Consider the following 25551-nt stretch of genomic DNA (forward strand, 5'->3'; position numbering starts at 1 on the left):
AGTTTATGACTTTTCATATGTTGTGGGTCATTGCACTTGGTCTTTCGATGGATGCCTTTGCAGTTTCCATCTCTAAAGGCTTAGCAATGCGCGCTTTTCGATGGAAACAAGCATTAGCTATCGCATGCTGTTTTGAGCTATTCCAAGGCATCATGCCTGCGATAGGCTATGTTGTCGGACTGCAATTTAGTCAGATGATTCAAAATTGGGATCATTGGCTTGCCTTTGTTTTGCTTGCGCTCATCGGTGTGAATATGATTCGAGAAGGACTTAGCTCGAATGATGAACCCGCTCCCTCATTGATTAGTTTAAAACACTTGCTAACACTTGGTGTGGCAACGAGTATTGATGCGTTAGCCATTGGTGTCTCTTTTGCTTTTCTTTCCGTGGACATTTTATTGGCTGTCTTCATCATAGGTTTAACAACCTTTGTCATCTCTTTTATTGGAGTAAAGAGCGGTCATTTTTTAGGAAAAAAATTCAAAAGCAAAGCAGAGATTTTTGGTGGTTTAGTGTTATTAGTCATAGCTGTGAAAATCCTACACGAACATGGTGTTTTTTAAGTGCGAATTTTCGCCTTTTAGATTATAATCTTACGAACTTTGTCTTTTTTAAAAGGGTAATAATTGAATGTTAATTGAAAAAATGCATGGCGTCGCCCATAGCTTTATCGGGAAAGCGATCTTTGCTTTACTTCCAGTTTCATTTTTAATCGGTGGGATGTCAGGCTATTTGTATGGTGGCAACGAGAGTTTTGCTGCAAAAGTAAATGGCGAAACTATCTCTCAACAAGATTTTTTAAATCGTTACAACCAAGAGTTTGAAGCGCGAGCACAACAAGAAGGCGAGAGTTTCTTAGCGAAAACCGACTCTGTGGAATTTGTGACCGCACTTCGTCAAAATTTAATTCAACGTTTAGTTGATCAAGAATTAATCCGTCAATATGCCAAAGAATTAAAATTAGGTGTAAGTGACGACATGATCAAACGTGCGATTGTAAGCGATCCTAACTTACAATCTAACGGTAAATTTGATAATACCCGTTATCAACAATTATTGACTCAAAATGGTTTAACGTCCGATACTTATGCGGCTATTTTACGTAATGCATTAACACTTGAACAAATGCAAAACGGTTTGGCTGACAGTGAATTTGTTGTGCCGGCTCAAGTAAAAGATAGTGCACAAACCTTTTTCCAAAAACGTATCGCTCGTCTTGCAACCCTTCCATTAGCTGATGAAGTGGCAAAACAAAAGGTGACAGAAGAAGAAATTAAAGCGTATTACGATGCGAATGCGAAATCGCTTGTTCAACCTGAACAGGCGAAAGTGCAATATATTCGCGTTTCAGCGAATGAATTAGGTAAATTACAACCTGTAACTGAAACACAAATTGCACAATATTATCAAGAAAATAAAGCGCAATTCATTAGCCAAAAATTAGCGCATATCCAATTAGCAACTGAGAAAGAAGCGGATGCGGTTTATCAAGAACTGCAAAAAGGCGCTGATTTTGCTGAGTTAGCAAAAGCGAAATCTGTAGATAAACTTTCTGGTGCACAAGGCGGTGAATTAGGTTGGGTAAAAGACAACGAATTACCGAAAAACTTTGAAGATGCAGCATTATTATTAAATGTTGGTCAATATAGCACACCAGTTAATGTGGATGGGGCTTACCATATTATTTTAGTGCAAGATCGTAAAGAACGTACTTTAGACGAAGTAAAAGAGCAAATCGCGGATATCGTACGTAAAAACTTAGCAGGAAGTCGTTTCCAAGCGGTAGAAAAAGCGGTTCGTGCAAAAGCAGCAGAAAGCAGTGATTCTTTAGCTGCAGTAGCAGAAGCAGCAGGCGTGAAAGTGGAGGAAACAGATTATTTCGGTAAAAATAATGTCCCTGCGGCGTTAAATTTCCCAAATGTGACTTCTACCATTTTTGAATCAGATATTGCAAACGGTGGAGCAAATTCTGAGCCATTAACGGTTGGTGAAAATGAATTTGTTGTGGTGCGTGTAGTGGATCATAAAGCTGAAGGTTTACAAAGCCTTGATGAAGCGAAAGCAACGATTGAGCAATTCTTAAAACGTGAAAAAGCCGATAAAGTATTGACTGAAAAAGCAGAGCAAGCCGTTAAAGCGCTATCTGCCGATCCAACCAAACTACCAGCAGGTATTAGTTTTGGTGAGCCACAAACCTTTACGTTAGTGGATAATAAAGATCCGGTGCTTTATGAAGGTGTATTTGCCATTGCAAAACCACAAGATGGCAAAGCGGCTTATCAAGTTGCTCGTAACAGCAAAGGTGATGTGGTTGTGGTTGCTCTTGAACGTGTAGAAGAGCCTACTTTAAGTGAACAAGAATTAGCGAAATTTAGCACTCAACTTGTTCGTGCGCGTCAAGGCGAATTGCAAGGACAGTTAATGCAAGCATTGCGTGAAAAAGCACAAATCGAGATTAATACCAGCTTTATTAATCAAGATGATTCAGAAGAAGGTGCGGCTCACTAAGCCGATTGAAATGTCATTCATCATCAATTTCTGATGGAAAATAAAAGCAAAGTGCGGTAAATTTTGACCGCACTTTTTTATATAAAACAAGGAGAAGACTATGGCTCAAGAAACTATTTTCAGCAAAATTATTCGCAAAGAAATCCCCGCCAATATTGTTTATCAAGATGAATTAGTGACCGCATTCCGAGATATTTCACCTCAAGCGAAAACCCATATTTTGATTATCCCAAATAAAGTCATTCCAACGGTTAATGATGTGACAGAACAAGATGAAGTTACCTTGGGTCGCTTATTTACTGTCGCGGCTAAAATTGCTAAAGAAGAAGGCATTGCCGAAGACGGTTATCGTTTGATTGTGAATTGTAATAAACACGGTGGACAAGAAGTATTCCATATTCATATGCATCTTGTTGGTGGTGAACCTTTAGGTAGAATGTTGGCAAAATAATGAAAAAGATCCTAATTACAGCAACGGTATTATTTTTAACGGCTTGTTCATCTGCACCAAATATTGTGGGAACAAATAAACCAATTTTAAATATGGCGGCAAATTTAGCACCCGCTTTAGATGTTGATTTGTCGGATAATACCGCGGCTTTAAAAAATAAAACTACACAACAACTCAATGTGCTTTACCACCTTTATTGGTATAACACACAAGGTGTAACGCAAGTTTGGCCGAATCAGCAAGAAAGCCAATCAGGCAATATTTTATTGCAACCACAAGAAAAGAAAGTGTTTGAGCTACCAAAACCAAGCACAGAAAGTAGCAATTATCGTCTTTACTTACAATAGTTTATGTCCACATTATTAATTGACCTTGAAGGTCATGAGCTCAAACAAGAAGAAGTTGAATTACTGGAACATCCTTTAGTTGCTGGTTTGATTTTATTTACCCGCAATTTTTATGATCGTCAGCAAGTTCAAGCACTAATTAAATCCATTCGTCAACGAGTGAAAAAGCCTTTATTGGTCACAGTCGATCAAGAAGGTGGTCGCGTGCAACGTTTCCGTGAAGGTTTCACTCAGCTCCCTGCGATGCAGGCTTTTGCGGCATTAGTTGAGGACTCAGCTCAGCAACAGCAAATAGCAAAAGAAGCGGGTTGGCAAATGGCGGCTGAAATGGTGGCGTTAGATATTGATTTGAGTTTTGCTCCGGTGTTGGATTTAGGTCACGAATGTCGTGCGATTGGTGATCGTAGTTTTGGCTGTGATGTAAAAAGTGCGGTCAATTTAGCAGCAGCTTTTATTGATGGTATGCACCAGGCGGGCATGGCAACAACAGGAAAACACTTCCCGGGACACGGCCATGTTTTAGCTGATTCTCATCTTGAAACCCCTTATGATGAGCGCGCAAAAGAAGTGATTTTTAATCATGATATTTTGCCATTCCAGCAATTAATTCAACAGAGTAAGCTTGATGCGATTATGCCGGCTCACGTGATTTATACACAATGTGATAGCCAGCCAGCAAGCGGTTCGAGTTATTGGTTAAAAGAGATTTTGCGTAAACAGTTGGGCTTCCAAGGGGCGATTTTCTCTGATGATTTAGGCATGAAAGGCGCAGGCTTTATGGGCGATTTTGTGGCTCGCAGTGAAAAAGCCTTGAAGGCTGGTTGTGACTTATTATTGCTTTGTAATGAACGTGAAGGTGTTATTCAAGTGCTTGATAATCTGAAGTTAGAGGAAACAACAGAGCATTTCGCAGCACGCCAAGCTCGCTTGAAATCGCTCTTTAAACAAAAATCCTTTGATTGGTCAGAACTCACAAAAACTTCGCGTTGGATTGAAAATCATCAAAAACTGACCGCACTTCAACAAGAGTGGCTTGCTTCTAAATGATTGATTGCCATCATTATCAAAAAGGCGATTGCCGTTCTTGTCAATGGCTTGAAATGCCTTATGAACAGCAACTCGCCAAGAAAGAAGAGCATCTAAAACAACAACTTGCCAAATTAGATTGTGATAATTTAATTTGGCATCCGCCTTTTTATTCCTCCGAGACTGCCTTTCGTAATAAAGCGAAAATGGTGGTAAGTGGCGCGGTGGAACGTCCCATTTTAGGTATTTTACAAGCCCCTAATGATCCACAAAGTGCGGTAGATTTATGTGATTGCCCGCTTTATCCAAAACGCTTTGCTGAACTCTTTCCGATTCTAAAAGATTTTATTGGACGTGCAGGCTTAGTCCCTTATAACGTGGCTAAGCAAAAAGGTGAGCTGAAATATATTCTGCTTACAGAAAGCCAACATACAAAAAAATTGATGTTGCGTTTTGTATTGCGCTCAGAAACTAAATTATCGTTAATTCAACGTGAATTTGCAGGCTTATTGGAAAAATTACCACAACTTGAAGTGGTGAGCGTGAATATCCAACCTCAACATGCGGCGATCTTAGAAGGTGAGAAAGAAATCTTTTTGACTGACCAACATACTTTATCAGAAAGTTTTAACGGTATTCCGTTGTTTATTCGCCCTCAAGGTTTCTTCCAAACGAATCCACTTGTAGCACAAGGGCTATATGCAACGGCACAAGATTGGGTGCAAGATTTACCGATTACTAAACTTTGGGATCTCTTTTGTGGCGTTGGAGGTTTTGGACTTCATTGCGCTAAAGCTTTACAGGATAAACATCAACAAGAAGTGGAATTGACCGGGATTGAAATTTCCCCATCTGCTATTCAAGCGGCGACGCAATCCGCTCAGGTGTTAGGGCTAAACAACGTTAAATTTCAATCTTTGGATGCGGCTAATTTTGCTTTAACACAAGATGCAAATAAACCGGATTTGGTGATCGTCAATCCACCTCGTCGAGGTATCGGAAAGGAACTCTCTAAGTTTCTCAATGAAATGCAACCGCACTTTATTCTTTATTCCAGCTGTAACGCGATTTCCATGGGAAAAGATTTGCAGTATCTAACCAATTATAAACTTACTCAAATTCAATTATTTGATATGTTCCCGCATACAGCGCATTATGAAGCACTGATATTATTAAAACGCAATGGTTAACAAAAAAAGCTAACAGAAATATTAGCTTTTTTATTTAGAAATTTAACCGCACTTTTATTTTGCTATAAATCAACGCCATTAAGAAGAATGCAGCCTGCAATAAAATAATACAAGCACCAGTAGAGGCATCAAAATGATAGCTAAGTAGTACGCCTAATAGACTTGCAGTTACGGCGCTGATGATTGCGATAACGAGCATTTTATCGAAGCGATTCGTCAGTGTGAGAGCAGTGATGCCTGGTGCAATTAGCATCGCTACAACCAAAATAACCCCAACGACTTGCATCGTACTCACAATAGTGAGCGCGAGTAATGTGAGCAAGCCATAATGCAATAATTTAGGCGAGAGACCCGCAACACGAGCATGGCTAGGATCAAAGCAATAAAGTAGAAAATCGCGACGTTTTAATCCAAGTAAAATAAAAATGATCAAGGCGATAATAGCCGTTTGAATCAACTCTTGTCGGCTTACACCCAATACATTACCGAATAAGATATGTGTAAGATGTTGTGATGTTTGGATTTTAGTGAACAGCACCAACCCAATGGCAAACATCCCCGAAAATACAATCCCCATAGCGGTATCTTCTTTGATTCTGCTGTTCTCTTTTAAATAACCTACACCTAAGGCACAGGCAATACCTGAGACAAAGGCTCCAATGACTAATGGAATACCAGCTAAAAAAGCTAAAACAATACCAGGTAGGACGGCATGGGAAATGGCATCACCCATTAATGACCATCCTTTCAATACTAAATAGCAAGAGAGTAGCGCACAGATAACAGCAACCACTAATGCGGTGAGTAGCGCATTTTGCATGAAGGCAAATTGAAATGGCTCAACGAAAATAGCGAATATTTCACTCATGGGCCACCGCCTTGCGTCGTTTTTGACTCATTAATCCGTATTTAGGCGAGAATAGAAAAGCCAATAAAAATAACACGGTTTGTAATGTTACGATGACACCACCTGTTGTGCCATCCAGATAATAGCTTAAATAGACACCGACGAAACCAGTGATTGCGCCTAATGTTACAGCAATTTTGATGAGGGTTTTGAACTTGTCAGTAAGTAAATAGGCGGTTGCGCCTGGTGTGATTACCATCGCAATCACTAAAATCGCCCCGACAGTTTGCAATGCGGCAACAACACAAGCACTCAAGAGTGTAAAAAAGAGAACTTTGTAAAACAGTGGTGAAAGTCCAACTGTAATTGCTTGCGTTTCATCAAAGAAAATCAGTAATAGATCCTTCCAAAAAATAAGCAATAAGACCAAGCAAATCAACATAATGATGGCTACTTGATAAATATCTTCATCGGCAATCCCGAGGATATTACCGAGAATGATGTTTTGCACATTTATCGAGGTTGGATTCAAGGAAATAATCAGTAAACCTAAGGCAAAAAAGGTACTGAAAATAAAGCCGATAACAGCATCTTCTTTGAGTTTAGAAATGGATTTGATCCATAAAATGGAAAGTGCGGCCAAAATGCCGGCAAAAAAAGCACCTAAAGCATAGGGGAGTGAAAAGGCATAAGCTATCGCCACACCTGGAACCACGGAATGAGAAAGCGCATCACCAATTAATGACCAACCTTTCAACATTAAATACGCAGAAAGAAAGGCACAAATGCCACCGACTGCGGTACTTATCCACATGGCTTTTTGCATATATTCATAGGAGAAAGGTTCCAGTAAATATTCAAGCATAGCTTATTCCTTGTCAGACGGAGGCAGACGACAAGATTTTACAGCCGTTGCTGGCGGATCATTTTTGGTTTCACCATAGAAGACAACTGGGCGTTCATCATCCGTAAGCACGGTGACTGCACGTTTATCTTCATCATTATGCAGATCTTCACCCAATAATTTGATGTGTCGTAATACACCACCAAAGACTTTTTCCAAATTATGCTGATTGAATGTATCTTCCGTTTTACCGGCAGCAATCACAGTACGGTTAATCATCACCACTTGATCACAGAAGTCTGGTACAGAACCCAAGTTGTGGGTAGAAACTAAAATTAAATGGCCTTCAGCACGTAATTGGCGAAGGAGTTCCACAATGGCATTTTCGGTTTTAACATCCACACCTGTAAAAGGTTCATCAAGCAAGATAATTTTACTTTGTTGTGCTAATGCACGAGCCAAAAATACGCGTTTTTTTTGCCCACCAGAAAGCTCGCCGATTTGCCGTTCAGCTAAATGCTCGATGTTTACTCGTTGCATCGCTTCGAGCACTTTTTGTTTGTCTTCAGCTTTTGGAATGCGTAGGAAATTCATGTAGCCGTAGCGTCCCATCATGACAACATCATAAACGGAGACTGGAAATTGCCAATCGACTTCTTCCGCTTGCGGCACATAGGCAACCAAATTTTGTTTCAATGCTCGATTAATTGGCAAACCACAAAGCGCAATATTGCCTTGCTGTGGCTTGATTAAGCCCATGATGCTTTTGAATAGCGTTGATTTTCCGCTCCCATTTACGCCGACAAGAGCACAGATGGTTCCTCCTTGTAATGCAAAGGCAACATCATAAATTGCAGTGTGCCCGTTGTTGTAACGCACAGTTACATCATTAACGGAAATCGAAGCGGAAAGTGCGGTCATTATTTTTCAAATCCTTTGACTATGGTGGATACAGTGACATTCAGTAAGTCAATATAAGTTGGTACAGGACCGTCAGCGGCAGAAAGAGAATCTACATAAAGCACGCCGCCGTACTTAGCACCGCTTTCTTTCGCTACCTGTTGAGCAGGTTTGGCTGACACGGTACTTTCACTAAATACCACTGGAATGTGATTTTTTTTCACTAAATCAATAAGTTTACGCACTTGTTGAGGCGTACCTTGTTGTTCAGCGTTAATTGGCCATAAATAGCCTTCTTTGAGATCGTAATCTTTCGCTAAATAACTAAAGGCACCTTCACTGGTCACTAACCAACGTTGGTCGGCAGGAATCAGTGAGAGTTTTTCACGTAAAGGTTTATCGAGCTGTTTGATTTTTTCTGCATACGCCGCTGCATTTTTTTGATAAGTATCAGCATTTTGCGGATCGTATTTAACTAATGCATTTTTGATATTTTCGACATAAATCAACGCATTAGATGGCGACATCCAAGCGTGTGGGTTAGGGGCATCTTTATAAGGACCTTCATAAATAGAAAGTGGCGTGATGCCTTCGGTTACCACAACGGCTGGTTTATCTTTGATATTTTGGAAGAAACGCTCAAACCAACGCTCTAAATTTAATCCGTTCCATAAAATTAAATCAGCAGATTGAGCTTTTACAATATCTTTAGGGGTCGGTTCATACTCGTGAATTTCTGCACCAGGTTTGGTGATAGATTCCACCGTCGCGGCATCGCCCGCAACATTTTGTGCGATATCCTGAATCACAGTAAATGTGGTCACCACTTTAAATTTCGCTTCGGCTTGTAAAGCTGCTAAACCTAGAGCGATAACAGATAGGCTTTTAAATAAATGCTTCATGAGATCTCCTTAAAAATAATGATCGATTAGCATTCTGCAGAATAATATCATTTTTTATAAAGTTTTCAAATGAAAATAATTATCAAATCGATAGGTGATTAAAATTAAAAAGCGGAAAATTTTGTGCAAAATTGACCGCTCTTTTTGAAATGATTAACCACCAACTTGTTGGATTAGGCGATCCATACCCGCTTCATCATAGCCTTCTTCATATTGGGCTTCATCAACGGTAAAGTTGTGCATGCTACGCCCTGCGATACAACCGTATTGTTCCAATTTTCCTTTAGTAAAGTTAGTACGAAACGCAGATGAATGGTTATTTAAACTGATCACCCCAATGGTAGCGCGATTACATGGATTTTTATTCACAAAGACTAAATTATAGCCAGATTCGCGAATATAACCCGTTTTATTAATTGCCGCATCAAACACTTCTTCACGCACTAATTTATTGGTGTTTTTAACAAAAACGCTACGTCCGCCAGCTTGAATGAAAGCGCTTGGCATATTCGATAGGTTTTTGATTTGTGCTTTGTTAAGAGAGTATTTAGCCAGTTTTACGAGATCCATCACACTTGAAATGTTGCTGTCAGATAAACCTGAGCTATCTGAAAAGCGGGTAGAGCGCATACCTAATTCTCTCGCTTTCTCATTCATTTTTTGGATAAATTGCAAACGGCTCATGCCTGCAGAGCGAGAAAGGGCGTGAGCAGCATAGTTGTCAGAATGGACAAGCATCGCTTTTAATAATTCATTACAAGAAATCGGCGTGTATTTTGGTAATTTTGTATGTGTGCCTTTAATGTAATCGTAATCGTCGTCAGTAATTGATGCAGTACAATTTGCGTTTCGATTATTTTCAAGAAACACATTTGCAGTCATTAACTTGGTGACGGATGCGATAGGTTGAACATGATTCGGTGAGCTACTTTCGAGCACGCGATCATGGGTGAAATCATACACGACATAAGATTGTGCCGTTGCCATTGCTGGCACTAAACACAATACAGAAAGCACTTTTTTTAACATATCTTTTAATATAGCCAACTTAGAGAATAAAACAAAGCTTGTATTCTATCAGTTTTTGTAAGGGTTTGGGATGTGTGAAAGAGAAAAAATTTAAAGTTTTTTAACCGCACTTTTTTCTTTTGTTTTTTTTGATTTTTGCGATAGCGATCGCAAAGAAGTGCGGTCAAAATTTTCTTTGTTTTTCAAATCTGCTAGCTTATCCGTCGGTAAATCTGTAAAATCTCGGCTCATTTTTAATATGCGAATTTTTTGTTGCTCAATTCTGAGTAACATCATCGCCGTAATGTGTAATAACGAGGCTTTATGTTAGAACAACCCCTTTCATCCGAAACGAATACAAAAAAGATTAACTTAATGGATTTAACGCGTCAGCAGATGCGTGAGTTTTTTGCTGAATTAGGCGAGAAACCATTTCGTGCGGATCAATTAGTGAAATGGATTTATCATTTTGGCGAAGATAACTTCGACAATATGACCAATATTAATAAAAAATTACGAGAAAAATTAAAAGCGGTCGCTGAAATTAAAGCGCCAGAAGTGGCGGTTGAGCAACGCTCTGCAGATGGCACCATTAAATGGGCGATGCAGGTAGGTGAACAGCAAGTTGAAACGGTCTATATTCCTGAAGCAGATCGTGCGACACTTTGTGTCTCTTCTCAAGTAGGCTGTGCCTTAGCTTGTACTTTCTGTTCGACAGCACAGCAAGGCTTTAACCGTAATTTAACGGTGTCTGAAATTATCGGTCAGGTTTGGCGCGCATCAAAAATTATCGGTAATTTTGGTGTGACGGGTGTACGTCCGATTACCAATGTGGTGATGATGGGCATGGGGGAACCATTGTTAAATGTAGCCAATGTTGTACCCGCGATGGAAATTATGCTGGATGATTTTGCGTATGGATTATCTAAACGACGCGTGACGTTATCCACTTCAGGTGTCGTGCCTGCACTCGATATGTTACGCGAAAAGATTGATGTAGCATTAGCAATCTCGCTTCACGCACCGAACGATGAGTTGCGTGATGAAATTATGCCTATCAATAAAAAATATAACATCAAAATGTTGATGGATTCGGTACACAGATACTTAGAAGTATCGAATGCTAACCATGGTAAAGTGACAATTGAATATGTGTTATTAGATCACGTGAATGATGGCACGGAGCATGCGCATCAATTAGCTCAAGTGTTAAAAAATACCCCGTGTAAAATTAACTTGATCCCATGGAATCCGTTCCCAGAGGCGCCTTATGGTAAAAGCTCAAATAGCCGTGTCGATCGTTTCCAAAAAACATTAATGGAATACGGTTTTACGGTAATTGTGCGCAAAACTCGTGGTGATGATATTGATGCCGCTTGTGGTCAGTTGGCGGGGGATGTGATCGACCGAACCAAACGTACAGCAATGAAACGTAAGTTTGGTGAAGGTATTGACGTAAAAGCTGTTAACTAAGCTAAATATAGCAATACTTGTAAAGGGAAAATGGCCAGGAGAAGAGTGATAAGATAGAGGAGTGATAAGATGAAATTAATCCCAATTAACATTCTAAGTGCGGTCATTTTTCCTTTTGTTTTTTCTGCTTGCGTTTCTCAGTCTTCTGTTGATTTTAATAAACAACAAGCAGCAAAAGCCCGAGTTGAATTGGCATTAGGCTATCTGCAACAAGAGGATTTTGTTCAAGCAAAACTGAATTTAGATAAAGCCTTTGAACATGATGACCACTATTATCTTGTGCACTCGGCACTTGCGCATTTTTATCAATTACAAGGCGATACGGAAAAAGCGAAGCAAGCTTATTTACAGGCGATTAAGTTAGATGATAAGCAAGGCGATGTGTATAACAACTTTGGTGCATTTCTATGTGGGCAAGGTGAGTTTGAACAAGCTTATTCACAATTTAATGCGGCACTTGCAGCACCAAATTATTATCATCAAGCCGATACTTACGAAAACATGGCACTTTGTGCTTTTGCTGGAAAACAAATCGATGTTTATCAACAAGCGTTGGATAAATTACGCCAAGTTGATCCTTCTAGAGCGGAAAAGCTCCGCACGCTCAAATAATCATTGCCAAAAGCCCCTTTCGACTTTAAAATTTGGTATTTAGTTTTTTATTTCTATTTCTCTATTTTTATACCTATGAATACAATCGTCGAACAAACTGAAACAACTGAAATCTCCTTTGGGGATAAACTTCGCCAAACACGCGAAGCACTAAACCTTTCTCTAGAAGATGTGGCAAAGGCTATTTCTTTACGTCCAAGCATTTTGGCAAAATTAGAAAATAATGAATTTGTCCAAAAAAATGTACCTTCAACCTTTTTGAGAGGTTACGTTCGCAGTTATGCGAAATTTTTACGTATTCCTGATGCTGAATGGACACATTTAACTTTTGGTGAAGCACATAAAAATGATTTAAGTAAAAATACACGTGCGACTCGTTCAGTTAACCAATATTCTTCTCACAGCCGTTGGGTAGGCACACTCACAACAATTATTTTACTCGCTGCTGTTGGAATGACTGGCTTATGGTGGTGGCAAAATTATCAAAAATCAAACGAAGAACGTGATAATTTAGTGCAAACCTACGTTGAAAAAGAAAAAACAGCAGAGCTACCGGCTACTCATTCGAATGAAATTCCAGTAACAGTAAATAGTCAGCCTGCGGTGTCAAGTAATGAAACTACGCCTGTAGCGGAAAAAACAAATAATGCTGCTGAACCCGCTGTTTCAACGACTCAAGAAAATCAAGCTCAACCAGTAAATATAGAAGTTTCAACCGCTGCAACTTCAGCACCTACCGTTGAACAAGCCCAAGCACCTGTTGTGGAACAAACGTTACCTAACACTGAACCAACAACAGAGCAAACTGTGCCAGATACACAAAGTGCGGTTGAAAACCCCGCTATTTCTGAAGCACCAACCACAGCGAAAGGCGATCTCGTTATTGAGATCACAAAGAATTCAAGCTGGATTAGTGTTAAAGATCAAAACCGTAAAGTATTAGCGCAAAAAGAATATAAACAAGGTGAAACCTTAACCTTTAATGGTGACGAATACGCCTTGATTATTGGTGCGCCGGGTAACGTTCGTATTACTTATAAAGGCGAAGCGTATCCGCTTACAGTTGATGGCCGTGTGGCTAAATTTAAATTACCAAAACCTTAACGAATAATTTACGAAAGAATGTCAGCAGTAAAACCTACTATCAAACGTCGTGAATCGACAAAAATTTATGTGGGCAATGTACCAATCGGTGGTGATGCACCGATTGCCGTACAATCCATGACAAATACTCGCACAACTGATGTTGAAGCGACCGTTGCGCAGATTAAATCTTTGGAACGTGTCGGTGCAGATATTGTGCGCGTTTCTGTCCCAACTATGGATGCCGCCGAAGCCTTTAAAATCATTAAACAGCAAGTGAATGTGCCATTAGTGGCGGATATTCATTTTGACTATCGCATTGCGTTAAAAGTGGCTGAATATGGGGTGGATTGCTTACGTATTAATCCAGGCAATATCGGTCGTGAAGATCGTATTCGTGCAGTGGTGGATTGCGCGCGTGATAAAAATATCCCTATCCGTATCGGTGTCAATGCTGGCTCATTAGAAAAAGACATTCAAGAGAAATTTGGTGAGCCAACACCAGAAGCTTTATTAGAATCAGCGTTACGCCATGTTGAGATTTTAGATCGTTTAAACTTCGATCAATTTAAAGTAAGCGTAAAAGCATCAGATGTTTTCCTTGCGGTGGAATCTTACCGTTTACTGGCAAAAGCCATTAAACAGCCGTTACATTTAGGCATTACGGAAGCCGGTGGCGCACGTGCGGGCTCTGTGAAGTCAGCGATTGGTTTGGGTATGTTGTTAGCAGAAGGTATTGGTGACACTTTGCGTGTCTCTTTAGCCGCCGATCCTGTAGAAGAAATCAAAGTTGGTTTTGATATTTTAAAATCGTTACGTATTCGTTCTCGCGGGATTAACTTTATTGCTTGTCCAACTTGCTCTCGTCAAGAGTTTGATGTGATCGGCACGGTGAATGCACTGGAACAACGTTTAGAAGATATTATTACCCCAATGGATGTGTCTATTATCGGTTGTGTGGTAAATGGCCCGGGTGAAGCATTAGTGTCTGACCTCGGTGTTACCGGTGGTAATAAGAAAAGTGGCTATTATTTAGATGGCGAGCGTCAAAAAGAACGTTTTGATAACGACGCGATTATTGACCAATTAGAAGCAAAAATTCGTGCCAAAGTTGCACAACAAGATCCAAAAAATCGAATTATTTAAGGAAAACTCGTGGCAAAAAATATTCAAGCAATTCGTGGGATGAATGACTGTTCCCCAACTGAATCTCCACTTTGGCAATGGATTGAAGGGCAGGTTCGCCAAGTTTTAAGCAGCTACGGCTATTCAGAAGTGCGTATGCCAATCGTGGAAAGTACGCCATTATTTGCTCGTGCAATCGGTGAAGTAACCGATGTTGTATCAAAAGAAATGTACACATTCTGGGATAATGATGAACAATTAACGCTTCGCCCAGAAGGCACAGCTGGATGTGTACGTGCTGCGATTGAACACGGTTGGATTTACAACAATGAACAACGTTTATGGTATATGGGACCAATGTTCCGTCATGAGCGTCCACAAAAAGGTCGTTACCGTCAATTCCATCAAGCAGGTGTGGAAGTATTTGGTATCGCAACCCCTGAAATTGATGCCGAGTTAATTATTTTAACTGCACGTTTGTGGAAAGCGTTAGGGATTGATCAACACGTTTCACTTCAATTAAATTCGATTGGTTCATTAGAAGCACGTGCAAACTATCGTTCTGCATTAGTGGCTTTCTTAGAAAATCACCAAGATTTAATGAGCGAAGAAGAGAAAGAACGTCTTGTAAAAAATCCATTACGTATTTTGGATACTAAAAATCAAGCATTACAAGATGTATTGGACGGCGCGCCAAAATTATTGGATTATTTAGATGATGAAAGTCGCGAGCATTTTGCACAGTTATGTGGTTTATTAGATGCGGTTGGCATTCAATATGAAATTAATCCAAAATTGGTTCGTGGCTTAGACTATTATAATAAAACCGTATTTGAATGGGTGACATCTGCATTAGGTGCACAAGGCACCGTATGTGGTGGTGGACGTTATGATGGCTTAGTTGAGCAACTTGGTGGTCACGCAACCAGTGGTGTCGGTTTCGCAATGGGCTTAGAGCGTTTAGTGCTACTTGTTCAAGAAGTGAATAAATCGATTCCGGTAAAAAGTGCGGTAGATATTTACGTTGTTTATCAAGGTGAAGGCACAACATTAGCCGCATTCCAACTCGCTGAAAAACTTCGCTCAGAATTACCGCACTTAAGCACCATGTTGCATTGCAGCGGCGGTAATTTCAAAAAACAATTTAAACGCGCTGATAAATCAGGTGCAACCCTTGCCCTTGTGCTTGGTGAAAGCGAAGTGCAAAATAATCAAGTGGTGGTAAAACACTTACTTGGCGCAGCTGAGCAACAAACCATTGATGTGGCCAATTTAATTGAACACGTGAAAGCTCAATTTTAATTTTAGAAGGATAGGAAAATGGCATATACCATTGAAGAAGAACAAGAACTGAATCAGTTAAAAGAGTGGTGGAAAGACAATGGCAAAGCCATTATTGCTGCTTTCATCCTTGGCGTAGGCGGGATGTTGGGCTGGCGTTATTGGCAGTCTTATCAAGCTAATCAAATCATGCAAGCGTCTGCTGAATATGATGCGTTAGTTTATACCACAAACAAAGATGCGGCAGCACAGCAAGCTAAAGTGGCTGAATTTGTGAAAGCACATGATAAAACCAGCTATGCGGTATTTAGTTTATTAGATGAAGCAAAAGGTTTTGTAGCAAAACAAGATTACGCCTCTGCTGAAAACAGCTTGAAACAAGCGATTGCTCAATCACAAGATGATATCTTAACGTCTCTTGCTGCGCTTCGTTTGTCTGCTGTGCAATTCCAACAAGGTCAATTTGATGCCGCATTAGCAAGTCTAAATCAAGTGAAAAACCAAGGCTTTAGTGCGCGTAAAGATCTTTTAGCGGGTGATATTCAAGTCGCAAAAGGCGATGTGAATGGTGCTAAAGCAAGTTTTGAAAATGCACAGAAAAACGGTAACCCGTTAGAAAAACAAATGGCGCAGATGAAATTAAATAATCTGTAATATTTTAATTAGCCCGAATTGCTCGGGCTTTTTTATTGGATTTTTGATCTGATGATTCAGAAACCGATTGTGCCACCACCCATCATTTTTATTGGCTGTGCACTTATCATGGCATATTTGCCTAATCCTTATCCGTTAAAAATCAATGTATTAGCAGTTTATTTGATTGTATCGGTTTCTTCTGTCATCGCTTTTTTCAGCCTTTGGCAATTTTATAAAAGTAAAGCAAATATCAATCCAATTCACTTAGAAAAAAGTGATGTATTTGTAGCAAATGGTATTTATCGCTTTAGCCGTAATCCAATGTATTTAAGCTTAACGGGTTTGTTAGTGGCATGGGCGGTTTATTTGCAAAGTGCGGTCAGTTTTATTGGTATTTTTCTGTTTATTTATTTCATCACACAATGGCAAATTAAGCCTGAAGAATACTGGTTAGAGAAGAAGTTTGGTGAGTCTTATTTAGCTTATAAGAAAAAAGTCAGACGTTGGATTTAACTAATAAAAAAATCGCCTAAAAAAGGCGATTTTTTACATTTTGAGAGGCTATTATTTAGCTGAACATCCGCAGTTTGCTAATTTTTTAGCTAAACGCTCTGCCACGAAATCCCAGTTCACTACGTTCCAGAATTCTTTGATGTAGTCTGGACGACGGTTTTGGAATTTCAAGTAGTAAGCGTGTTCCCAAACGTCTAAACCTAAAAGTGGGAAACCTTCACAACCTGCGATTTCTTTACCCATTAATGGAGAATCTTGGTTTGCGGTAGAAACAACAGATAATTTACCTTGGTTAATCACTAACCATGCCCAACCTGAACCAAAACGAGTCGCTGCTGCTTTTTCAAATTCAGCTTTGAAGTTTTCTACAGAACCGAAATCACGTTCGATAGCTGCTTTTAAATCACCTTGTAAAGTAGTGCCTTTTTTCAATGATTTCCAGAATAAGCTGTGGTTTGCGTGACCGCCTGCGTTGTTACGTAATGCAGTACGTTTTTCAGCTGGGATTTTATCTAATTGGCTGATTAATTGGCCTGCACACATTTCAGAAAATTCAGCAGGTAAAGTTTCTAACACTGCATTTGCATTATTTACATATGCTTGGTGGTGTTTAGAGTGGTGAATTTCCATTGTTTGTGCATCAAAATGTGGTTCTAACGCATCATAAGCGTAGCCTAATTCAGGTAGAGTATAAGACATAATATGTTCCTTTTTTAAATGAAGTTAAGGTAATGTTTTTGATAAAACAACATCAAAAAGTAACTAAATAGTAGCAGAAAATTTGATTTAGATCAGTAAATCTTTTAATTATTTGATTATCTGATGAAAAAGCTAGGAAAATTTAGTTTGTTTTAAATCAATAAATACACCGATCTACGCCTAAATAGTTATGTCTTTTAGTCCTTAAAATCTCGTCAAAATTTCCCCTTGTGGTAGAATACCCGCTGATTTTTCACAAGATTTTATTTTTAAGGCTGAGACTATGTTTCCTGCTCATCAACTTCAATTAGAACAATTGGCGTGCCAACGTGGCGATCGCGTGTTGTTCACTGATCTTTCACTGCAATTTCAAAGTGGTGATTTCGTGCAAATTGAAGGACACAATGGTATCGGTAAAACAAGTTTATTGCGGATTTTAGCCGGCCTTGCACAACCAGTAGAAGGTAAAGTGCAGTGGAATTCAGAAGAGATTACAAAACAACGCGAAGAATACCATCATCAGCTACTTTATCTCGGCCATCATTCTGGAGTGAAACCTGAATTAACGGCATGGGAAAATTTAAAATTTTATCAGCAGATTAGTCAAAGCCAGCAAGGCACCGATATTTTATGGGATGTCTTGGAAACAGTAGGTTTACTTGGACGTGAAGATTTGCCGGCAGCCCAACTTTCAGCGGGTCAGCAAAAGCGCATTGCCTTGGCGAGATTATGGATCTCGGAAGCACCACTTTGGATTTTGGATGAACCTTTTACAGCAATAGACAAAAAAGGGGTTGAAGTTTTGACCGCACTTTTTGAAAATCATGCTAAAAAAGGTGGAATGGTGATTTTAACGAGCCATCAGGAAGTACCAAGTAGCCTATTGAAGAAAATCAATCTTGCTGATTATAAATATAACCCTTAGATTTTTATGATATTTTTACAGATTATAAAGCGAGAGCTGAAGATTGCGACCCGTAAGCAAGCGGAAATTTTAAATCCGCTTTGGTTCTTTCTAATCGTGATCACGTTGTTTCCATTAGTCATTGGGCCGGATCCTAAATTACTTTCTCGCATTGCACCTGGAGTTGCTTGGGTGGCCGCATTACTTTCTGCCTTGCTGTCTTTTGAACGCTTGTTCCGAGATGACTTTATTGATGGCTCTTTAGAACAATTGATGCTCACGGCTCAACCTTTAGCATTAACGGCACTTGCAAAAGTCGTTGCACACTGGTTGTTAACTGGTTTGCCGTTGATTCTACTTTCTCCTATTGCGGCCTTATTGCTCTCGTTAGAAGTGAATATTTGGTGGGCATTGGTGCTTACACTCTTAGTGGGTACACCGATTTTAAGCTGTATTGGCGCAATTGGAGTGGCATTGACGGTGGGGTTGCGTAAAGGTGGCGTATTGCTGAGTTTACTTGTGGTACCATTATTCATTCCGGTTTTAATTTTTGCTTCAGCAATTTTAGATGCCGCTACGTTAAATCTCCCTTATGGTGGACAGCTTGCTATTTTAGGTGCAATTTTGGCTGGTGCGATAACCTTATCGCCTTTTGCTATTGCCGCTGCACTACGAATTAGTTTAGATAATTAATCATCATGACGGTGAAAGTGTGGTCAGATTTTTAACTGTTTTTTATTTTTTGAATTAAGGATCTTTTATGTGGAAGTGGTTACATCCTTACGCAAAACATGAAACCCAATATCACTTATGTGGCAAATTAAGTCCATTTTTTGGTGTGATTGCGGTTTTATTATTGGCTGTTGGCATCGTTTGGGGTTTAGCTTATGCTCCGGCAGATTATCAGCAAGGCAATAGTTTCCGAATTATGTATGTCCATGTGCCTGCAGCAATTTGGTCAATGGGTGTGTATGGTTCTATGGCTGTGGCTGCCATTATTGCGTTAGTTTGGCAAATTAAAGCCGCTCATCTTTCAATGATAGCCATGGCACCGATTGGTGCAATGTTTACCTTTATTGCCTTGGTAACAGGTGCAATTTGGGGCAAACCAATGTGGGGAACTTGGTGGGTATGGGATGCACGTTTAACTGCTGAGCTCATTCTTTTCTTCTTATATATCGGTGTATTAGCGCTTTATTCTGCATTTTCTGATCGTGCTGTGGGCGCAAAATCAGCGGGTATCTTGTGTATTGTTGGTGTGGTGAATTTACCAATCATTCACTTCTCCGTAGAGTGGTGGAATACCTTACATCAAGGGGCAAGTATCACTAAGTTTGAAAAACCTTCGATTGCAACACCGATGTTAATTCCACTGATTTTATGTATTTTTGGATTTTTATTTTTATCCATTTGCTTTACGCTTGTGCGTTACCGCGTTGAATTGCTAAAAGAAGACAGCAAACGCCCATGGGTAAAAGAGTTAGCAAGTAAGCTGAAATAGTTTTTTATTTTTATTTTAGGGAGCGGAAAATGTTTTTCCAAAGTTGGAGTGATTTTATCAATATGGGAGGCTACGGTTTTTATGTGTGGCTTTCCTATGGCATTAGCCTCGTGGCAATGATCATTTTGGCGATACAAAGCGTCAAGGGGCGTAAAGCAGTATTAAAAGAAGTGTTACGCGAGCAACAACGTGAAGCCCGTTTAAACCAAGCTAATAAAGGAAATACGCTATGAATCCAAGACGTAAATCAAGACTTTCGATCATCATCTTTGTGATTTTAGGTATTTCGATTGCGACAGGTTTGGTGCTTTATGCGCTTCGCCAAAATATTGATTTATTTTATACCCCTTCGGAAGTTGTAGAAGGGAAAGACGGAAATCCTGATCAAAAACCTGAAGTTGGGCAACGTATTCGTGTTGGTGGTATGGTGGTTGAAGGCTCTGTTAATCGAGATCCGAAAAGTCTCAAAGTTCGCTTTGATGTGAATGATATTGGTCCATCAATTACAGTTGAATACGAAGGTATCCTGCCGGATCTTTTCCGTGAGGGACAGGGTATTGTTGCGCAAGGTGTGTTAAAAGAACCAACCTTATTAGAAGCAACAGAAGTGCTTGCTAAACATGATGAAAATTATGTGCCGCCAGAATTAGGTGAGAAAATGCAGAAAATGCATAAACCAATGGGGGCAGAACTAAAAGGCGAGAGTGAAGCCGATCGTCGTTATAAAGAAACCCAGCAAAAATCGCAAGAAGGTCGCTAATGATTGCTGAATTAGGAAATTATGCGCTTGCTTTAAGCCTTGCCGTTTCATTCTTTTTAGCCATTCTCCCATTATGGGGGGCTGAAAAAGGTCATCCGCAACTTATGTCATTGGCTCGTCCAATGACTTATGGTTTATTTTTTACTTTAACCATTGCGTTTGCAGCATTGTTCTATCTGTTTGCTGTAAATGATTTCAGTGTGCAATATGTGGTAAATAACTCTAACAGCAGCTTGCCGATTTATTATCGTTTATCTGCAGTTTGGGGCTCACATGAGGGGTCATTATTACTTTGGATTTGGTTATTAACACTTTGGGGTGCAGCAGTAGCCTTATTTAGCAAACACTTGCCACAGGAAGCAGTAGCTCGTGTATTAGGTATTATGGGGATTATTAGCATCGGCTTTTTACTCTTCGTATTATTTACCTCAAATCCGTTTACCCGTACATTCCCTGACTTCCCAGTAGATGGCAGAGAACTCAATCCAATGTTGCAAGATGTGGGCTTAATTTTCCACCCACCATTACTTTATATGGGATATGTTGGTTTTTCTGTTGCTTTTGCCTTTGCGATCGCATCATTAATGACGGGTAAATTAGACTCAGCTTGGGCTAGATGGTCACGTCCTTGGACGATCGCTGCTTGGGTGTTTTTAACACTCGGGATCGTGCTCGGTTCTTGGTGGGCATATTATGAGCTCGGCTGGGGTGGCTGGTGGTTCTGGGATCCAGTAGAAAACTCTTCTTTAATGCCTTGGCTTGCGGGAACCGCATTAATCCACTCTTTAGCGGTGACTGAAAAACGTGGCTCTTTTAAAGCTTGGACTGTGCTTTTAGCGATTTTGGCGTTCTCCCTTTGCTTACTGGGTACATTCTTAGTTCGTTCCGGTATCTTAGTGTCAGTACACGCCTTTGCTTCAGATCCAACACGTGGTTTGTATATTCTTGCTTATTTGGTTGTAGTGATAGGTGGCTCGTTAACCTTGTATGCTTATAAAGGCAACCAAATTCGTTCGCGTGATAATGCAGAGCGCTATTCTCGTGAAACGTTATTATTATTAAATAACATCCTATTAATGACCGCACTTTGTGTGGTGTTCTTAGGAACGTTATTGCCGTTAGTTCATAAACAATTAGGTTTGGGATCTATTTCGATCGGTGCGCCATTCTTTGATCAAATGTTCTTGATTATTATGACTCCGTTTGCCTTATTACTGGGTATTGGACCGTTAGTAAAATGGCGTCGCGATCAGTTCTCTGAAATTCGTACACCGGTTGTTGTGAGTGCCATTGTGATGGCGATTGCAGGTTTTGCTTTACCGTATTTCCTACAAAATAAACTCACCGTCAGTGCTGTGCTTGGTACCATGATGTCCGTCATTATTGTGTTACTGAGTCTCTATGAAATGAAACAACGTGCAACACACCGCGAATCTTTCTTTAAAGGTATTACTAAACTTTCTCGTTCCCATTGGGGGATGATTTTAGCTCACCTTGGTGTAGCGATGACCGTTTGGGGAATTGCCTTTAGCCAAAACTTCAGTGTAGAACGTGATGTGCGAATGGCTGTGGGTGATACGGTACAGATTGCTAACTATGACTTCAAATTTGCAGGCGTGAGTGATGCAAATGGTCCTAACTATATGGGCGGTAAAGCACAAATCGACATTTCAAAAGCAGGTAAACCGGAAGCAACATTATTTGCTGAAAAACGTTTTTATACCGTCAGTAAAATGCCAATGACGGAAGCAGCAATTAATTGGGGCTTTACTCGTGATCTTTATGTCGCTTTAGGTGAAAAAATAGATGATAACTCATGGGCATTACGTCTTTACTATAAACCATTTATCCGTTGGATTTGGATTGGCGGATTGTTTATGGCATTAGGTGGCTTGCTCTGTATGTTTGACCGTCGTTATCGTTTTAGTCGATTAGTTAAACAGTCTTAATTGTAATAAGGGGCGTATGCCCCTAGAAATAGATGTGAAATTGATAGTGTTATGAATAAAAAACTACTTATCCCACTTATTATTTTTCTTGCCGTGGCTGCAGCTTTTTTAGTTCAGTTAGGACGTAATGCGCAAGGAGATGATCCAAAAGCGTTAGAATCTGCGCTTGTGGGAAAACCTGTGCCACAGAAAACATTAACAGATTTATTGGAAAATAAAACCTACGGTAATGAAATTTTCCAACAAGGCAAACCGATTCTATTAAATGTGTGGGCAACTTGGTGTCCAACTTGTTATGCAGAGCATCAATACTTGAATCAATTGGCTAAACAAGGTGTAACAATCATTGGTATCGACTATAAAGATGAATCACCAAAAGCCATAAAATGGCTGAAAGATTTGGGCAATCCTTATAGTCTTGTGCTTAAAGATGAAAAAGGTTCTTTTGCATTAGATTTGGGTGTTTACGGCGCACCAGAAACATTTATCGTGGATGGCAAAGGCGTGATTCATTATCGCTTAGCAGGAGATGTGAATGAACGCGTTTGGAATGAGACCTTAAAACCGATTTATGACAAACTCGCGGAGAAACCATAATGAAAAAATCATGGCTTTTTTTAACCGCACTTTTTGTGAGTATCTCTGCAACTGCTTCTATTGATGCATTGAATTTTGCCTCACCAGAGCAAGAAAAAGACTATCATCAATTAACACAAGAATTGCGTTGTCCTCAATGTCAAAATAACAATATTGCCGACTCTAATGCAACTATTGCGGTAGATATGCGTGGCAAAGTGTTTGAGTTGTTACAAGAAGGTAAAAAACGAAGTGAAGTTGTCGATTATATGATTCAACGTTATGGCAATTTTGTGACTTATGATCCACCAATGACGACTTCAACAATCGTATTATGGATTGTCCCAATTTTGTTAGTGTTGATTGGGATTTTATTTATATTTAAACGTAAATCAAAAAGCCAAAGTGCGGTCAATTCTGACGCGATTTTAGATGATGAAGAGAATGCTCGTTTATCGGCTTTACTCAAAGAAAAGGATAAATAATGAATTTTGCATTAAGTATTATTGTGCTCACGTTAGTGGTGGCATTGATTTGTTTTTATCCCTTGTTGCGCTCAGTTAAAGCGAAAGAAGACAAAAAGCGTGATGAATTAAATAAAGCATTGTATTTTTCTCGCTTAAAAGAGATTGACCAAGATAATCAGCAAGGCTTAGTTGAGAACGTTGAACAACTCAAACAAGAGCTACAAAAAACATTATTAGAAGATATTCCTCAACAAGAAACACAAACGATCGATAAAAATGCCAAAAATTACGGTAAGTTGTGGTTTGTTTCTGGTTTATTAGGTTTAGCCATTATTGCTGGCGGGGCTTATTTCCCTTTGGGATCTTGGAAAGCCGAAGATATGATGGAAAAAACATTGGCAAAATTACCTTATTTCTTTGAACGAATCAAAGAAGAAGACACAAACCCAATGACGGATGCAGAAATGCAACAATTTTCGACCGCACTTCGTTTGGATTTACAAAAAACACCAAAGGATGCTAAAAAATGGTGGTTGTTAGGTCAGGTAGGGATGAATTTAGGTAATGGAAAATTAGCCTTTGATAGTTACCAACAAGCGAATAAGCTTGAGCCGGATAATTTAGATTATAAGCTTTCTTATGCGCGTATGTTAATGTCTTCTGAAGATCAAACGGATAAACTGAAAGGTAATCAGCTTTTACGTGAGATTATTCGTCAAGATCATTCTAATCCTGAAGCATTAAGTTTACTGGCTTTCAGTTATTTTGAAGGTGAGGATTATAAAATGGCAGCCGTCACCTGGGCAATGATGTTACGTTTATTGGAACCAGATGATCCTCGTGTGCCAATGCTTGAGAAGAGTATTCGTGCTGCACGTGATGCCCTTGCTTTACAGGAAGAAGAAAAAGCAAAAAGCGTCACACCGGAGAAATAATGAAACCTCAATTATTAGGTTTTCACCATATTGCAATTATTGCTTCGAACTATGCACGTTCGAAGCATTTTTATATGGAGATTTTAGGGGCGAAACAGCTAAATGAAACTTATCGGGTAGAACGAGATAGTTATAAATTAGATTTAAGTTTTCCTGATGGGAGTCAAATAGAGCTATTTTCTTTCCCAAATCCGCCTCAAAGAGTCACCAACCCTGAAGCCTGTGGTTTACGGCATTTGGCATTTAAAGTCGATAACATTGATGAATATGTTGCTTATCTTCTGGAAAATAGCATTAATTGTGAACCGATTAGGGTTGATGAATTAACTGGAATGAAGTACACTTTCTTTCGAGACCCAGATTATTTACCTATTGAGTTATACGAAAATAATTATTAACGTAGAAAATCAAATTATTATGAGTCATATTAAGAAAAAAATTGGGATTTACTCTTTTTGTATTTTAGCAGCGTCAGTTGTTTCAGCCGAAGGTAGTAGTGTTGTATATGCAACAAAGGTAAAAACGCCTGAAAATAATCTTTCAGTTAATGTTTCTGAAAGTAATATTTCTGAAACAGTGAAATATATTGATGGAAAAGGGCAAAGAAGTTTAGATCCTAAATCTGAAAAAGATATGGAAGAGCTGGCCAATAGTGTTGAATTTGAAGTATATAAATTTAACGAAGTTGCGGCATCCAAAACAACGTTTCTGTCACCCGCGGGAATCTGTAGTGGTTTTAAAAGCACAGATGGTGTAGATGTAACAAATTCTAGTAATTATTACATTAAGCCAAATGATGCCAGTGAATATTATGGAAGCGTTTTAGGGGCGACAATTTATAAACAGAGCGAAACGAAAACTTCGCAGTATGTGCCTGTTTATGCAATAAAGAATGCCAATGTAGCGAAATACATTGAAAATAACGAAGATCCTAATGTTAGAAGAAAAGCGAACGAACGGATCAAAGAAGGCAGAGAAACACTTAATAAAGTGGTTTGTAACAAAAGGTAAAAT

31 protein-coding genes are annotated in these 25551 nt (G+C 39.4%); 24 read left to right on the plus strand and 7 right to left on the minus strand.

All coding sequences use genetic code 11. The annotated features are described in order from the left end of the window. Positions 1-5: 5 nt before the first annotated feature. The 6 genes from AC979_RS03555 to rlmC all read left to right on the plus strand — a co-directional run bounded on the left by AC979_RS03555 (position 6) and on the right by rlmC (position 5522). Positions 6-563, plus strand: coding sequence for a manganese efflux pump MntP family protein (locus AC979_RS03555; protein WP_049372881.1), 558 nt, complete (start codon positions 6-8; stop codon positions 561-563). Positions 564-630: 67 nt separating this feature from the next. Continuing rightward, entirely contained in the window at positions 631-2508 is a 1878-nt protein-coding gene (gene ppiD, locus AC979_RS03560) for a peptidylprolyl isomerase (protein WP_049372882.1), read from the plus strand. Between the two features lie 100 nt (positions 2509-2608). Further along, a complete protein-coding gene (hinT, locus tag AC979_RS03565; protein ID WP_005695575.1) occupies positions 2609-2959 on the plus strand; it encodes a purine nucleoside phosphoramidase in 351 nt (116 codons plus the stop codon). After that, positions 2959-3306, plus strand: a complete 348-nt coding sequence (locus AC979_RS03570) for a DUF1425 domain-containing protein (RefSeq protein ID WP_049363082.1) — start codon at positions 2959-2961, stop codon at positions 3304-3306. The genes hinT and AC979_RS03570 overlap by 1 nt, the downstream gene beginning before the upstream one ends. Before the next feature lie 3 nt (positions 3307-3309). Further along, complete coding sequence (gene nagZ / locus AC979_RS03575) at positions 3310-4353, plus strand: beta-N-acetylhexosaminidase (RefSeq protein ID WP_049372883.1); 1044 nt, start codon at positions 3310-3312, stop codon at positions 4351-4353. Continuing rightward, positions 4350-5522 (plus strand): 23S rRNA (uracil(747)-C(5))-methyltransferase RlmC, encoded by a 1173-nt coding sequence (rlmC, locus tag AC979_RS03580; protein ID WP_049372884.1) that lies wholly within the window; start codon positions 4350-4352, stop codon positions 5520-5522. The genes nagZ and rlmC overlap by 4 nt, the downstream gene beginning before the upstream one ends. Positions 5523-5556: 34 nt before the next feature. Here the strand turns inward: rlmC and AC979_RS03585 are convergent, their stop codons facing one another. The 6 genes from AC979_RS03585 to AC979_RS03610 form a co-directional block, all read right to left on the minus strand. After that, positions 5557-6390, minus strand: coding sequence for a metal ABC transporter permease (locus AC979_RS03585; RefSeq protein ID WP_049372885.1), 834 nt, complete (start codon positions 6388-6390; stop codon positions 5557-5559). Then, entirely contained in the window at positions 6383-7234 is an 852-nt protein-coding gene (locus AC979_RS03590) for a metal ABC transporter permease (RefSeq protein ID WP_049372886.1), read from the minus strand. Before AC979_RS03590 ends, AC979_RS03585 begins: the two co-directional genes overlap by 8 nt. A 3-nt stretch (positions 7235-7237) precedes the next feature. Beyond that, positions 7238-8134: a manganese/iron ABC transporter ATP-binding protein gene (locus AC979_RS03595; protein WP_049372887.1), complete on the minus strand. Its 897-nt coding sequence runs from the start codon at positions 8132-8134 to the stop codon at positions 7238-7240. Beyond that, positions 8134-9015 (minus strand): metal ABC transporter substrate-binding protein, encoded by an 882-nt coding sequence (locus AC979_RS03600; protein WP_049372888.1) that lies wholly within the window; start codon positions 9013-9015, stop codon positions 8134-8136. The genes AC979_RS03595 and AC979_RS03600 overlap by 1 nt, the downstream gene beginning before the upstream one ends. Before the next feature lie 153 nt (positions 9016-9168). Next, positions 9169-10044: a D-alanyl-D-alanine carboxypeptidase family protein gene (locus tag AC979_RS03605; protein ID WP_049363744.1), complete on the minus strand. Its 876-nt coding sequence runs from the start codon at positions 10042-10044 to the stop codon at positions 9169-9171. A 90-nt stretch (positions 10045-10134) separates the two neighbouring features. Then, positions 10135-10320, minus strand: coding sequence for a hypothetical protein (locus tag AC979_RS03610; protein WP_239657830.1), 186 nt, complete (start codon positions 10318-10320; stop codon positions 10135-10137). Between the two features lie 27 nt (positions 10321-10347). On the opposite strand from AC979_RS03610, the gene AC979_RS03615 reads away from it, so the two are divergent. From AC979_RS03615 to AC979_RS03645, 7 genes are all read left to right on the plus strand, one after another. Continuing rightward, complete coding sequence (locus AC979_RS03615) at positions 10348-11496, plus strand: bifunctional tRNA (adenosine(37)-C2)-methyltransferase TrmG/ribosomal RNA large subunit methyltransferase RlmN (protein WP_049372890.1); 1149 nt, start codon at positions 10348-10350, stop codon at positions 11494-11496. A gap of 69 nt (positions 11497-11565) precedes the next feature. Next, positions 11566-12108 carry a type IV pilus biogenesis/stability protein PilW gene (gene pilW, locus AC979_RS03620; protein ID WP_049372891.1) on the plus strand — a complete coding sequence of 181 codons (543 nt, stop codon included), beginning with the start codon at positions 11566-11568 and terminating at the stop codon, positions 12106-12108. A gap of 75 nt (positions 12109-12183) precedes the next feature. After that, positions 12184-13212, plus strand: a complete 1029-nt coding sequence (locus AC979_RS03625; RefSeq protein WP_049372927.1) for a RodZ domain-containing protein — start codon at positions 12184-12186, stop codon at positions 13210-13212. A gap of 18 nt (positions 13213-13230) precedes the next feature. Then, positions 13231-14337, plus strand: coding sequence for a flavodoxin-dependent (E)-4-hydroxy-3-methylbut-2-enyl-diphosphate synthase (gene ispG / locus AC979_RS03630; RefSeq protein ID WP_005695590.1), 1107 nt, complete (start codon positions 13231-13233; stop codon positions 14335-14337). A 9-nt stretch (positions 14338-14346) separates the two neighbouring features. After that, entirely contained in the window at positions 14347-15618 is a 1272-nt protein-coding gene (hisS, locus tag AC979_RS03635; RefSeq protein WP_049372892.1) for a histidine--tRNA ligase, read from the plus strand. A gap of 18 nt (positions 15619-15636) precedes the next feature. Then, positions 15637-16251: a YfgM family protein gene (locus tag AC979_RS03640; protein ID WP_049372893.1), complete on the plus strand. Its 615-nt coding sequence runs from the start codon at positions 15637-15639 to the stop codon at positions 16249-16251. 51 nt (positions 16252-16302) lie between these two features. Beyond that, positions 16303-16746, plus strand: coding sequence for a methyltransferase family protein (locus tag AC979_RS03645; protein ID WP_049372894.1), 444 nt, complete (start codon positions 16303-16305; stop codon positions 16744-16746). A 51-nt stretch (positions 16747-16797) separates the two neighbouring features. Here AC979_RS03645 and sodA read toward each other — a convergent pair whose 3' ends face one another. Next, complete coding sequence (gene sodA, locus AC979_RS03650; RefSeq protein WP_049364993.1) at positions 16798-17445, minus strand: superoxide dismutase [Mn]; 648 nt, start codon at positions 17443-17445, stop codon at positions 16798-16800. 283 nt (positions 17446-17728) lie between these two features. On the opposite strand from sodA, the gene ccmA reads away from it, so the two are divergent. The 11 genes from ccmA to AC979_RS03705 all read left to right on the plus strand — a co-directional run bounded on the left by ccmA (position 17729) and on the right by AC979_RS03705 (position 25548). Beyond that, positions 17729-18370: a cytochrome c biogenesis heme-transporting ATPase CcmA gene (gene ccmA / locus AC979_RS03655; protein ID WP_049372895.1), complete on the plus strand. Its 642-nt coding sequence runs from the start codon at positions 17729-17731 to the stop codon at positions 18368-18370. A gap of 6 nt (positions 18371-18376) precedes the next feature. After that, the gene (gene ccmB / locus AC979_RS03660; RefSeq protein ID WP_049372896.1) at positions 18377-19042 is read left to right on the plus strand and encodes a heme exporter protein CcmB; all 666 of its coding nucleotides are present in this window, start codon (positions 18377-18379) and stop codon (positions 19040-19042) included. Between the two features lie 67 nt (positions 19043-19109). Then, positions 19110-19850, plus strand: coding sequence for a heme ABC transporter permease (locus tag AC979_RS03665; protein ID WP_049372897.1), 741 nt, complete (start codon positions 19110-19112; stop codon positions 19848-19850). A gap of 29 nt (positions 19851-19879) precedes the next feature. Continuing rightward, positions 19880-20083 carry a heme exporter protein CcmD gene (ccmD, locus tag AC979_RS03670; RefSeq protein WP_005699972.1) on the plus strand — a complete coding sequence of 68 codons (204 nt, stop codon included), beginning with the start codon at positions 19880-19882 and terminating at the stop codon, positions 20081-20083. Beyond that, positions 20080-20610 (plus strand): cytochrome c maturation protein CcmE, encoded by a 531-nt coding sequence (gene ccmE, locus AC979_RS03675; RefSeq protein WP_049364997.1) that lies wholly within the window; start codon positions 20080-20082, stop codon positions 20608-20610. The genes ccmD and ccmE overlap by 4 nt, the downstream gene beginning before the upstream one ends. Then, on the plus strand, positions 20610-22559 hold the full coding sequence (locus tag AC979_RS03680) for a heme lyase CcmF/NrfE family subunit (protein ID WP_049372898.1): 1950 nt from the start codon (positions 20610-20612) through the stop codon (positions 22557-22559). The genes ccmE and AC979_RS03680 overlap by 1 nt, the downstream gene beginning before the upstream one ends. 51 nt (positions 22560-22610) lie before the next feature. After that, entirely contained in the window at positions 22611-23156 is a 546-nt protein-coding gene (locus tag AC979_RS03685) for a DsbE family thiol:disulfide interchange protein (RefSeq protein WP_049364999.1), read from the plus strand. After that, positions 23156-23620, plus strand: a complete 465-nt coding sequence (locus AC979_RS03690; RefSeq protein ID WP_049372899.1) for a cytochrome c-type biogenesis protein — start codon at positions 23156-23158, stop codon at positions 23618-23620. The genes AC979_RS03685 and AC979_RS03690 overlap by 1 nt, the downstream gene beginning before the upstream one ends. After that, a complete protein-coding gene (gene ccmI / locus AC979_RS03695; protein WP_049372900.1) occupies positions 23620-24537 on the plus strand; it encodes a c-type cytochrome biogenesis protein CcmI in 918 nt (305 codons plus the stop codon). The genes AC979_RS03690 and ccmI overlap by 1 nt, the downstream gene beginning before the upstream one ends. Then, a complete protein-coding gene (locus AC979_RS03700; protein ID WP_049372901.1) occupies positions 24537-24935 on the plus strand; it encodes a VOC family protein in 399 nt (132 codons plus the stop codon). Before ccmI ends, AC979_RS03700 begins: the two co-directional genes overlap by 1 nt. Further along, positions 24910-25548 carry a hypothetical protein gene (locus tag AC979_RS03705; protein ID WP_239657831.1) on the plus strand — a complete coding sequence of 213 codons (639 nt, stop codon included), beginning with the start codon at positions 24910-24912 and terminating at the stop codon, positions 25546-25548. The genes AC979_RS03700 and AC979_RS03705 overlap by 26 nt, the downstream gene beginning before the upstream one ends. The last annotated feature ends 3 nt before the right edge of the window (positions 25549-25551 follow it).

Source organism: Parahaemophilus parainfluenzae (genome assembly GCF_001053575.1).
GTDB lineage: Bacteria > Pseudomonadota > Gammaproteobacteria > Enterobacterales > Pasteurellaceae > Haemophilus_D > Haemophilus_D parainfluenzae_S.

Coding starts and splice junctions, on each gene's coding strand:
- AC979_RS03555 (WP_049372881.1), top strand. CDS start 6: ATGACTTTTCATATGTTGTGGGTCATTGCACTTGGTCTTTCGATGGAT.
- ppiD (WP_049372882.1), top strand. CDS start 631: ATGTTAATTGAAAAAATGCATGGCGTCGCCCATAGCTTTATCGGGAAA.
- hinT (WP_005695575.1), top strand. CDS start 2,609: ATGGCTCAAGAAACTATTTTCAGCAAAATTATTCGCAAAGAAATCCCC.
- AC979_RS03570 (WP_049363082.1), top strand. CDS start 2,959: ATGAAAAAGATCCTAATTACAGCAACGGTATTATTTTTAACGGCTTGT.
- nagZ (WP_049372883.1), top strand. CDS start 3,310: ATGTCCACATTATTAATTGACCTTGAAGGTCATGAGCTCAAACAAGAA.
- rlmC (WP_049372884.1), top strand. CDS start 4,350: ATGATTGATTGCCATCATTATCAAAAAGGCGATTGCCGTTCTTGTCAA.
- AC979_RS03585 (WP_049372885.1), bottom strand. CDS start 6,390: ATGAGTGAAATATTCGCTATTTTCGTTGAGCCATTTCAATTTGCCTTC.
- AC979_RS03590 (WP_049372886.1), bottom strand. CDS start 7,234: ATGCTTGAATATTTACTGGAACCTTTCTCCTATGAATATATGCAAAAA.
- AC979_RS03595 (WP_049372887.1), bottom strand. CDS start 8,134: ATGACCGCACTTTCCGCTTCGATTTCCGTTAATGATGTAACTGTGCGT.
- AC979_RS03600 (WP_049372888.1), bottom strand. CDS start 9,015: ATGAAGCATTTATTTAAAAGCCTATCTGTTATCGCTCTAGGTTTAGCA.
- AC979_RS03605 (WP_049363744.1), bottom strand. CDS start 10,044: ATGTTAAAAAAAGTGCTTTCTGTATTGTGTTTAGTGCCAGCAATGGCA.
- AC979_RS03610 (WP_239657830.1), bottom strand. CDS start 10,320: ATGATGTTACTCAGAATTGAGCAACAAAAAATTCGCATATTAAAAATG.
- AC979_RS03615 (WP_049372890.1), top strand. CDS start 10,348: ATGTTAGAACAACCCCTTTCATCCGAAACGAATACAAAAAAGATTAAC.
- pilW (WP_049372891.1), top strand. CDS start 11,566: ATGAAATTAATCCCAATTAACATTCTAAGTGCGGTCATTTTTCCTTTT.
- AC979_RS03625 (WP_049372927.1), top strand. CDS start 12,184: ATGAATACAATCGTCGAACAAACTGAAACAACTGAAATCTCCTTTGGG.
- ispG (WP_005695590.1), top strand. CDS start 13,231: ATGTCAGCAGTAAAACCTACTATCAAACGTCGTGAATCGACAAAAATT.
- AC979_RS03640 (WP_049372893.1), top strand. CDS start 15,637: ATGGCATATACCATTGAAGAAGAACAAGAACTGAATCAGTTAAAAGAG.
- AC979_RS03645 (WP_049372894.1), top strand. CDS start 16,303: ATGATTCAGAAACCGATTGTGCCACCACCCATCATTTTTATTGGCTGT.
- sodA (WP_049364993.1), bottom strand. CDS start 17,445: ATGTCTTATACTCTACCTGAATTAGGCTACGCTTATGATGCGTTAGAA.
- ccmA (WP_049372895.1), top strand. CDS start 17,729: ATGTTTCCTGCTCATCAACTTCAATTAGAACAATTGGCGTGCCAACGT.
- ccmB (WP_049372896.1), top strand. CDS start 18,377: ATGATATTTTTACAGATTATAAAGCGAGAGCTGAAGATTGCGACCCGT.
- AC979_RS03665 (WP_049372897.1), top strand. CDS start 19,110: ATGTGGAAGTGGTTACATCCTTACGCAAAACATGAAACCCAATATCAC.
- ccmD (WP_005699972.1), top strand. CDS start 19,880: ATGTTTTTCCAAAGTTGGAGTGATTTTATCAATATGGGAGGCTACGGT.
- ccmE (WP_049364997.1), top strand. CDS start 20,080: ATGAATCCAAGACGTAAATCAAGACTTTCGATCATCATCTTTGTGATT.
- AC979_RS03680 (WP_049372898.1), top strand. CDS start 20,610: ATGATTGCTGAATTAGGAAATTATGCGCTTGCTTTAAGCCTTGCCGTT.
- AC979_RS03685 (WP_049364999.1), top strand. CDS start 22,611: ATGAATAAAAAACTACTTATCCCACTTATTATTTTTCTTGCCGTGGCT.
- AC979_RS03690 (WP_049372899.1), top strand. CDS start 23,156: ATGAAAAAATCATGGCTTTTTTTAACCGCACTTTTTGTGAGTATCTCT.
- ccmI (WP_049372900.1), top strand. CDS start 23,620: ATGAATTTTGCATTAAGTATTATTGTGCTCACGTTAGTGGTGGCATTG.
- AC979_RS03700 (WP_049372901.1), top strand. CDS start 24,537: ATGAAACCTCAATTATTAGGTTTTCACCATATTGCAATTATTGCTTCG.